This window comes from Acidimicrobiia bacterium, from assembly GCA_035651955.1.
In the GTDB taxonomy this organism is placed as follows: Bacteria; Actinomycetota; Acidimicrobiia; order IMCC26256; family JAMXLJ01; genus JAMXLJ01.
This window is the reverse complement of record DASRES010000090.1, coordinates 106,383-113,236: the sequence shown is the minus strand read 5'-3', so window position 1 is coordinate 113,236 and position 6,854 is coordinate 106,383. Positions and strand designations below refer to the sequence as shown.

The window sequence follows — 6,854 nt, the reverse complement described above, 5'->3', positions numbered from 1 at the left end:
CGCACCGGTCCGTTCCTCGCGCGCCTCGACCACCGTCGCCTCGCGCCCCGCGACGAGCACGCGACCCGTGACGTTCAGGTCGTACTTCGCCTCCGGCGACGGGCGTTGCCCCGTCGCGACGTGACCACCCCACAACACGGTCCAACCGTCGCTCTCGCGGACGAGCGTGCGTTCGCCGTCCGTCATCACGCGTGTCGTCGTGCCGAGCTGCAGCATCCCGTCGTCGTCGTGGACGGGGACGCGCTCGGTCTTCTTCCGTCCCGACTCGTACCACTCGACCGCAACGACGCCCGAGAACGCGTACTCACGCACGGCGCGTTCCGCCGCGTCGACGAGCTGCTCGCCCCGGCCGCCACCCGGCCCGGGTCCGGCCGCCCAGGCCTTCACGGCCGCGACGGACGCGACGACCATCGCGGTGATCGCAGCCGCCGCGACGAGGACGCACGCCGCGGGAGCCGCCCGTCGCGCGATCACGTCAGTGTCCGAACCGCACCGGCTGGCCCACCGGCGCGAGCTCCATGATCGGGTCCTGCGTGAGCGACGCGCGCGTCACGTGCGAGTCGACCTGGTTCGGCACGGACGGCGTGACGCGATGCGGAGACGGAACGGCGAACGCGACGACGACCGCGGCCGCGGCCGCACCTCCCGCGGCCCAACGCCACGGCCCGAGCACACGCCGCCGAGTCGAGCCCGACGCCACGCCGACCGGCTCGCGCAGCACGCGCTCGAAGACGTCCTCGGGCGGCTCGGGCACCGGCAGGCCGCGCACGGCGGCGCGCACCTCGCGCACCTCGCGCAGGATCGCCGCCCACGACGGCGACGCGGCGAGCTCGCGCTCGACAGCCGCGCGCTCGTGCGCGCTCAGCTCGCCGTCCAAGTACGCGGACAGGACGTCCTCGGGGAGCCCGCGGTCGCGCCCCGTCACGACCACGCCCCCTCGAGCGCGGCGCGCAACATGCGCCGGCCGCGATGGATGCGGGACCTCACGGTGCCGACGGGGACGCCGGTCGCGCGGCCGATCTCCTCGTACGGCAGGTCGGCCACGTCGCACAGCACGACCGCGACGCGGAACTCCTCGGGGAGCGTCGCGAGCGCGTCCTGGACCTCACGCGAGAGCTCGGTGCTCGCCTCGTCCGCACCGGGTGACCCAGGCAGGACGCGGTCGGGGTCCGGGGGCAACGCCTCGGTCGGGCGGCGGCGCTTCCGGCGCACCTCGTCCAGGAAGACGTTCGTGACGATCCGGGCCAACCATCCCTCCAGCGATCCCGGCCGATAGCTCTCCAGCCCCTTGCGAACCCGCAGGAGCGACTCCTGCACGAGGTCCGCGGCGTCGTCGGTGTTGCCGGTCAGGCGGTACGCGACCTGGTACATGAACCGCCCGTGCTCGCGGGCGACCTCGTCCCAGGTCGGGACACCGTCGGACGACACGACAACGTCAGGAGGCGGCAGCCGGTTCCCGCGGACGCGACACCACGCCGGCGGACAGGACGACCGGCGGGGCGCTACTTCGCCTTGTGCTCGTCGTCCTCGTGGGCGCCGTCCTCGACGCCCTTCTTGAACTCCTTCGACGCCTGGCCGAGCGACCGGGCGAGCTTGGGCAGGCGGGTGCTGCCGAAGAGGAGCAGGACGACGGCGAGGATGATGAGGAGCTCGGGAACCCCGATGTCCATCGCTGGCCTTTCCGAGGGGATCCGGAAGAGGTTACCGCCGATCCCCCGCGCCGGTCGCCTGGAACGCGCCGATCCCGGCCGCGCGCGCCGCGGTGGCCAGCGGGTCGAGATCGTCGATCGACGCCACCTGGAACGGAACCGCACCGGGGCCCACGATCACCGTCTCGACACCCAGCTCGTCCCACGTGACGAGCTGCTCCGCGACCTCGTCGACGGTCCCGACGAGCCGGCCGTCGCGCCAACGGTCGAGCGTGACGCCGTCGAGCACGCCGGGCGGCGTCGCGGCACGGAGACGGTCGAAGCGCGCCGCGAGATCGGCGTCGTCCTCGCCGCACAGCGCGTAGAGCCCGACCGATCGCCACACCGTCGCGGCGTCGCGCGCGGCGTCGTCACACTCGCGTCCGAGCACCGCGAGGCGGTCGCGGTACGCATCGGGCGTCCACACCCAGCACGTGTTCCAGCCGTCGGCGTGACGCGCAGCGAGCCGCAGCAGGCGGTCGCCCTTGCCGCCGACGAACACTGGCGGGCCCGGCTGTTGGACGGGCGGCGGGTCGAGCACGGCGCCGTCGCAGCGGTGGTAGCGACCGTCGAACGTGAACGGCTCACCGCGCGCCGTTAGCAGACCGCGGCACACCTCGACCGCCTCCGCGAGACGCGCGAGCCGGTGACCCGGGCGCGGGAAGTCGACGCCGACCGCGTCGTAGTCGGGCTCGTACCAGCCCGCGCCGAGACCGACGTCGATGCGACCGCCGCTGATCCGGTCGAGCGTCGCGAGCGCCTTCGCGAGGACGGACGCCGGGCGCAGCACCTCGCACAGCACGAGCGTCCCGAGCCGCGGCCGGTGCACCGCACGCGCGAGCGCGCCGAGCGCGGCGATCGGCTCGTACGTGCCGTAGCGACGCGCGTCGGCCCCGTACTTCGCGAGGTCGAGGAACACGTGGTCGGACAGCCACAACGAGTCGAAGCCGAGCTCCTCGGCGCGACGAGCGAACGCGACGACCGTGTCCCACCGGAGCGGGTTCTCGCCGGGGACGGAGTAGTCGTACTGCGGGAGCGCGAGTCCGATGCGCACACGTGCATCGTACGTAAGGTCGGGCGGTGGCCGAACGGGACGTCCTCGAGTGCGTGGTCAACGTGTCGGAGGGCCGGCGGCGCGACGTCGTCGACGCGATCGCCGGAGCGGGCGGCGCACGCGTGCTCGACGTCCATGTCGACGCCGACCACAACCGCAGCGTCGTCACACTCGGCGGTCCAGCCGTCGCGGTCGAGGACGCGGCACGACGTCTCGCCTCGCACGCGGCATCGTTGCTCGACCTGCGCGTGCACGACGGCGTGCACCCGCGCTTCGGCGTCGTCGACGTCGTCCCGTTCGTCGCGCTGGACGAGACGCCGCGAGAACGCGCGGTCGAAGCGGCGCGGGCGTACGCGGCGTGGTCCGCACACGAGCTCGGCGTGCCCGTGTTCCTCTACGGCGACGCCGATCCCGGCGCGCGCACGCTGCCCGACACACGTCGCGACGCGTTCGTGCGCCGGCGGCCCGACGCGGGGCGCGGGCAACCCGATCCGCGTCTCGGCGCGACGGCGGTCGGCGCGCGACCGGTCCTCGTCGCGCTGAACTGCGAGCTCCCGACCGACGACGTCGGGCTCGCGCGCGACATCGCGCGCGCGGTGCGCGAGCGCGACGGCGGGTTGCCGGGCGTGCGCGCGCTCGGGTTCCTGCTCGGCTCACACAGCCGCGCGCAGGTCTCGATGAACCTCGTCGCGCTCGAACACACGGGGGTCGAGCGGGCCTGCGACGCGGTGCGCGAGCAGGCACGGCTGCGCGGCTCGGACGTCGACCGCGTCGAGCTCGTCGGCCTCGTCCCCGCCGCGGAGCGCGCCCGGTGGTCGGACGCGTTCCGCGAACGGTCGGGGATCAGCGAGGCGGAGACGATCGAAGCGCGCCTCGCCCGCGCCGCCGGCGCGGAGCACTCCGGCGGGCCGGGACCGGCTGGCGCGGCCTGACCCGGTCGGGGCGGACGCGGGCCGAAGGCGCGGTCACGGTGACGCAGCCGCGCACGTTCAGGCGGACGCAGCCGCGCACATTCAGGCGGACGCAGCCGCGCACGTCACGCGGACGCCGCGGCGCGACGGGCGAGCGCGCGCTGGCGGCGGAGGCGGCGACGCTCCCGCTCGGACAGGCCGCCCCAGATGCCGAACTTCTCGCCGTTGCACAGCGCGTACTCGAGGCACTCGAGGCGCACCTCGCAGCCGCCGCACACGGCCTTCGCCTCCCGGGTGGACGCACCACGCTCGGGGAAGAACAGGTCGGGGTCGACGCCGAGGCAGTTGGCCCGCTCCTGCCAGCGGCGTTCGCCGTTCGTCGGATCGGCCGCGGGCAGACCGGGCGACGGGCCGCCGGGCGAACCTGGCGCGATCCCGGTGGGACCGGGCGTGATCCGGTTGGCGATCAGCATCTCGTGCATCGGCGCCCCCCTCGCTTCCTCCGCCGTGCCTCGCGGCCGGCGACTTGCCGACACCGACTCCCTGAACCCGGCTTCGACGCCGGTTCCCGGGCGCTCCGGCCGGGCGTTCGGGACCCGGAATGACGCCCTTGGAATTACAACGGTGTCACTATGGTCGGTCGCCGTACCCGACGCAAGTGGAACTTTTTGCCCGACCGGCCCGACAATGGGCCCGTGCGGATCGACGCGGTCCAGGGCGACATCACGAAAGAGCAGGTCGACGCGGTCGTGAACGCCGCGAACCAGTCGCTCGGCGGCGGGGGCGGGGTCGACGGCGCGATCCACCGCGCGGCGGGGTCGCGGGAGCTGCACGAGGCGTGCGCCCGCCTCGGCGGGTGCGCGACGGGCGACGCCAAGGCGACCGACGGGTTCCGGCTGCCCGCGCGCTGGATCATCCATGCGGTGGGCCCGCGCTACCGGGACGGGCGCCGCGGCGAAGCCGAGCTGCTCGCCTCGTGCTACACGCGCTCACTCGCCGTCGCCGACGAGCTGGGCGCGCGCTCGGTCGCGTTCCCGGCCATCTCCACCGGCATCTACGGCTACCCGCTCGAGGAGGCGACCGACATCGCGGTCGCGACCGTGGCCGGTGCGACGACCGACGTCGAGATCGTCAGGTTCGTGTGCTTCGACGAGCGCACCCTGCGCGCGTACGAACGTCGGCTTGACGCGTTGAGGTCATAAGCGCGCCGGCCGGCGCGCGCCGCGGCTGAGCGTCTCGCGGATCCTCGCGACGAGGTCGTCGGGCTCGTACGGCTTCGTGACGTACTCGTCCGCGCCGAGGTCGAACGCGCGCGTCTTGTCGACGTCGCTCGACTTCGCCGAGCAGACGATCACGCGCGGCCGCCGCGGGCGCCCCGCGAGCTCCGCGAGCACGAACCACCCGTCCAGCACCGGCATCATGATGTCGAGGAGGACGATGTCGGGCTGCTCGTCGTCGATGCGTCGCAGCGCGGTCTCGCCGTCGGCCGCGAGCGCGGGGTCGAAGCCCTCGGCCTCGAGGATCATCCGCATCGTCAGCAACACGTCGGGCTCGTCGTCGACGATCAGGACCTTAGGCCTGCCGTGCACGGCTCCACCTCCTGCTCGTCCATGGGCCGCACCCGCAGCGCGACCCGGAACGCGGCCCCGCCACCCGGAGCGTCCTCGACCCACACGGAACCACCGCACGCCTCGACGAGTCCCCGGACGATCGGGAGACCGAGCCCGATGCCCGGACGCGACGTCGCCGTGCGTTCCGAGCGGTAGAACCGCTCGAAGATCTTCTCGCGCTCGGCCGGCGGGACACCCGACCCGGTGTCGAGCACCGACAGCAGCACCTTCTCGCCCATCGGCTCGACGACCACGCGCACGGGTGGCGCACCGTACTTGTGGGCGTTCTCGATCAGGTTGCCCACGATGCGACGCATCGACTCGGGGTCGGCGCGGATCTCGCACTTCTGCGGCGCCTGCACCTCGACGGGACGGCCCGCGACCTGCGAGTCGAGCGCGACGAGCCGGACGAGCGCGGCGACGTCGATGCGGCGCAGCATCGGCATCGTCCCCTTCCGCTCGAGCCGGGCCGCGGTGAGCATCTCCTCGACCATCGCGGACAGACGGCTGGTCTGGCGGTCGATCACGTCGAGCAGCTCGCCGCGCTGGTCGTCACGCGCACGGCGCGACGCGGAGAGCGCGCCACGGATCGACGTCAGCGGCGTCCGCAGCTCGTGGCTCACGGACGCGACGAACTGTGACTTGGTCCGGTCGAGCTCGAGCAGCTGGGCGACGTGCACGCGCTCGGCCTCGTACAGGCGTGCGTTCGTGATCGCGGCGGCGACCTGTTCGCCGAAGACGCAGAGGAGCTGCAGGTCGTTCTCGTCGAACGTCCGCTCACCGAACGAGCTCACGTTGATCACGCCGAGGAGCTGCCCGCGGTTCACGAGCGGGACGCACATCGCCGAGTGGGGCGACGGGACCCGCGTCTGGTGACCGGGGAAGAGCTCGTCGTCGACCTTCCCGCTCAACAGCAACGGCTCGCGTGTGCGCGCGACGCGGCCTGCGATCGACTGACCGAGCTGCACGCGGGCACCGAGCGCGACGTCGTTGTTGCCGCGCGCCGCGACCGCGACGAGCTCGTCGTCGTCCTCGGACTCGAGCAGCATCACGGAGCCGGTCTCCACGCTCAGGAGGTCGAGCGTGCTCGAGAGGATCAGGTCGAGGACCTCGTGGAGGTCGAGGACGGAGTTGACCGCGCGCCCGGCGGCGGTCAAGAGCGCGTGCTGCTGCAGACGGTTCGAGAGCGCCGAGCTCAGGACGCGCTCGTCCATGAGCAGCCGGCTGAGGCGATGGAGGTGGATCTCCTTCTCGATCGCGTACGCGCTGAACCCGAGCGCGAGACCGATGACCGCGAGCCGCAGCACGCCGGGTTGCAGCCACGAGACCTCGTTGCCGCGCGACAGGGACGCGATCGCGGTCGCGATCGCCATCGCGACGATGACCGTGATCGTGACGCCCCACAGCTGCAGTCGCCGCCGCTCGACCGCCTCGATCGACGGACGGTTGTAGCGGCGCATGCCCGCAACACGGGCCTCGTGTTCGATCCGCTCCCGGATGTCGGTGCGCGTCGCGGCAGCCATCCCCTCTTCCTTCCCGAGGTGGTATCGGGCGGCCCGGGGACCGGCTTGAGCGCTCTCCGCGCGGGACC

10 protein-coding genes are annotated in these 6,854 nt (G+C 73.2%); 2 read left to right on the top strand and 8 right to left on the bottom strand.

What is annotated here, in order from left to right:
• The 5 genes from VFC33_20355 to VFC33_20335 all read right to left on the bottom strand — a co-directional run.
• Nucleotides 1-474: hypothetical protein (locus VFC33_20355; GenBank protein HZR15598.1), on the bottom strand; the 474-nt coding region annotated here is incomplete at its 3' end.
• Nucleotide 475: 1 nt separating this feature from the next.
• Entirely contained in the window at nt 476-925 is a 450-nt protein-coding gene (locus VFC33_20350; GenBank protein HZR15597.1) for a zf-HC2 domain-containing protein, read from the bottom strand.
• The gene (locus VFC33_20345; protein ID HZR15596.1) at nt 922-1,428 is read right to left on the bottom strand and encodes a sigma-70 family RNA polymerase sigma factor; all 507 of its coding nucleotides are present in this window, start codon (nt 1,426-1,428) and stop codon (nt 922-924) included. The genes VFC33_20350 and VFC33_20345 overlap by 4 nt, the downstream gene beginning before the upstream one ends.
• 74 nt (nt 1,429-1,502) lie before the next feature.
• Nucleotides 1,503-1,670 carry a twin-arginine translocase TatA/TatE family subunit gene (gene tatA / locus VFC33_20340; GenBank protein ID HZR15595.1) on the bottom strand — a complete coding sequence of 56 codons (168 nt, stop codon included), beginning with the start codon at nt 1,668-1,670 and terminating at the stop codon, nt 1,503-1,505.
• A gap of 31 nt (nt 1,671-1,701) precedes the next feature.
• Nucleotides 1,702-2,742 carry a TIGR03619 family F420-dependent LLM class oxidoreductase gene (locus tag VFC33_20335; GenBank protein ID HZR15594.1) on the bottom strand — a complete coding sequence of 347 codons (1,041 nt, stop codon included), beginning with the start codon at nt 2,740-2,742 and terminating at the stop codon, nt 1,702-1,704.
• A gap of 26 nt (nt 2,743-2,768) precedes the next feature.
• Here VFC33_20335 and VFC33_20330 point away from each other — a divergent pair, with 26 nt between their 5' ends.
• Nucleotides 2,769-3,674 carry a glutamate formiminotransferase gene (locus VFC33_20330; GenBank protein HZR15593.1) on the top strand — a complete coding sequence of 302 codons (906 nt, stop codon included), beginning with the start codon at nt 2,769-2,771 and terminating at the stop codon, nt 3,672-3,674.
• A gap of 104 nt (nt 3,675-3,778) precedes the next feature.
• Here the strand turns inward: VFC33_20330 and VFC33_20325 are convergent, their stop codons facing one another.
• The gene (locus VFC33_20325) at nt 3,779-4,135 is read right to left on the bottom strand and encodes a WhiB family transcriptional regulator (protein HZR15592.1); all 357 of its coding nucleotides are present in this window, start codon (nt 4,133-4,135) and stop codon (nt 3,779-3,781) included.
• A gap of 213 nt (nt 4,136-4,348) precedes the next feature.
• Here VFC33_20325 and VFC33_20320 point away from each other — a divergent pair, with 213 nt between their 5' ends.
• Nucleotides 4,349-4,855, top strand: coding sequence for an O-acetyl-ADP-ribose deacetylase (locus VFC33_20320; GenBank protein ID HZR15591.1), 507 nt, complete (start codon nt 4,349-4,351; stop codon nt 4,853-4,855).
• Here VFC33_20320 and VFC33_20315 read toward each other — a convergent pair.
• On the bottom strand, nt 4,850-5,242 hold the full coding sequence (locus VFC33_20315; protein HZR15590.1) for a response regulator transcription factor: 393 nt from the start codon (nt 5,240-5,242) through the stop codon (nt 4,850-4,852). The genes VFC33_20320 and VFC33_20315 overlap by 6 nt on opposite strands.
• Complete coding sequence (locus VFC33_20310) at nt 5,218-6,786, bottom strand: GAF domain-containing sensor histidine kinase (protein HZR15589.1); 1,569 nt, start codon at nt 6,784-6,786, stop codon at nt 5,218-5,220. Before VFC33_20310 ends, VFC33_20315 begins: the two co-directional genes overlap by 25 nt.
• Nucleotides 6,787-6,854: the final 68 nt, after the last annotated feature.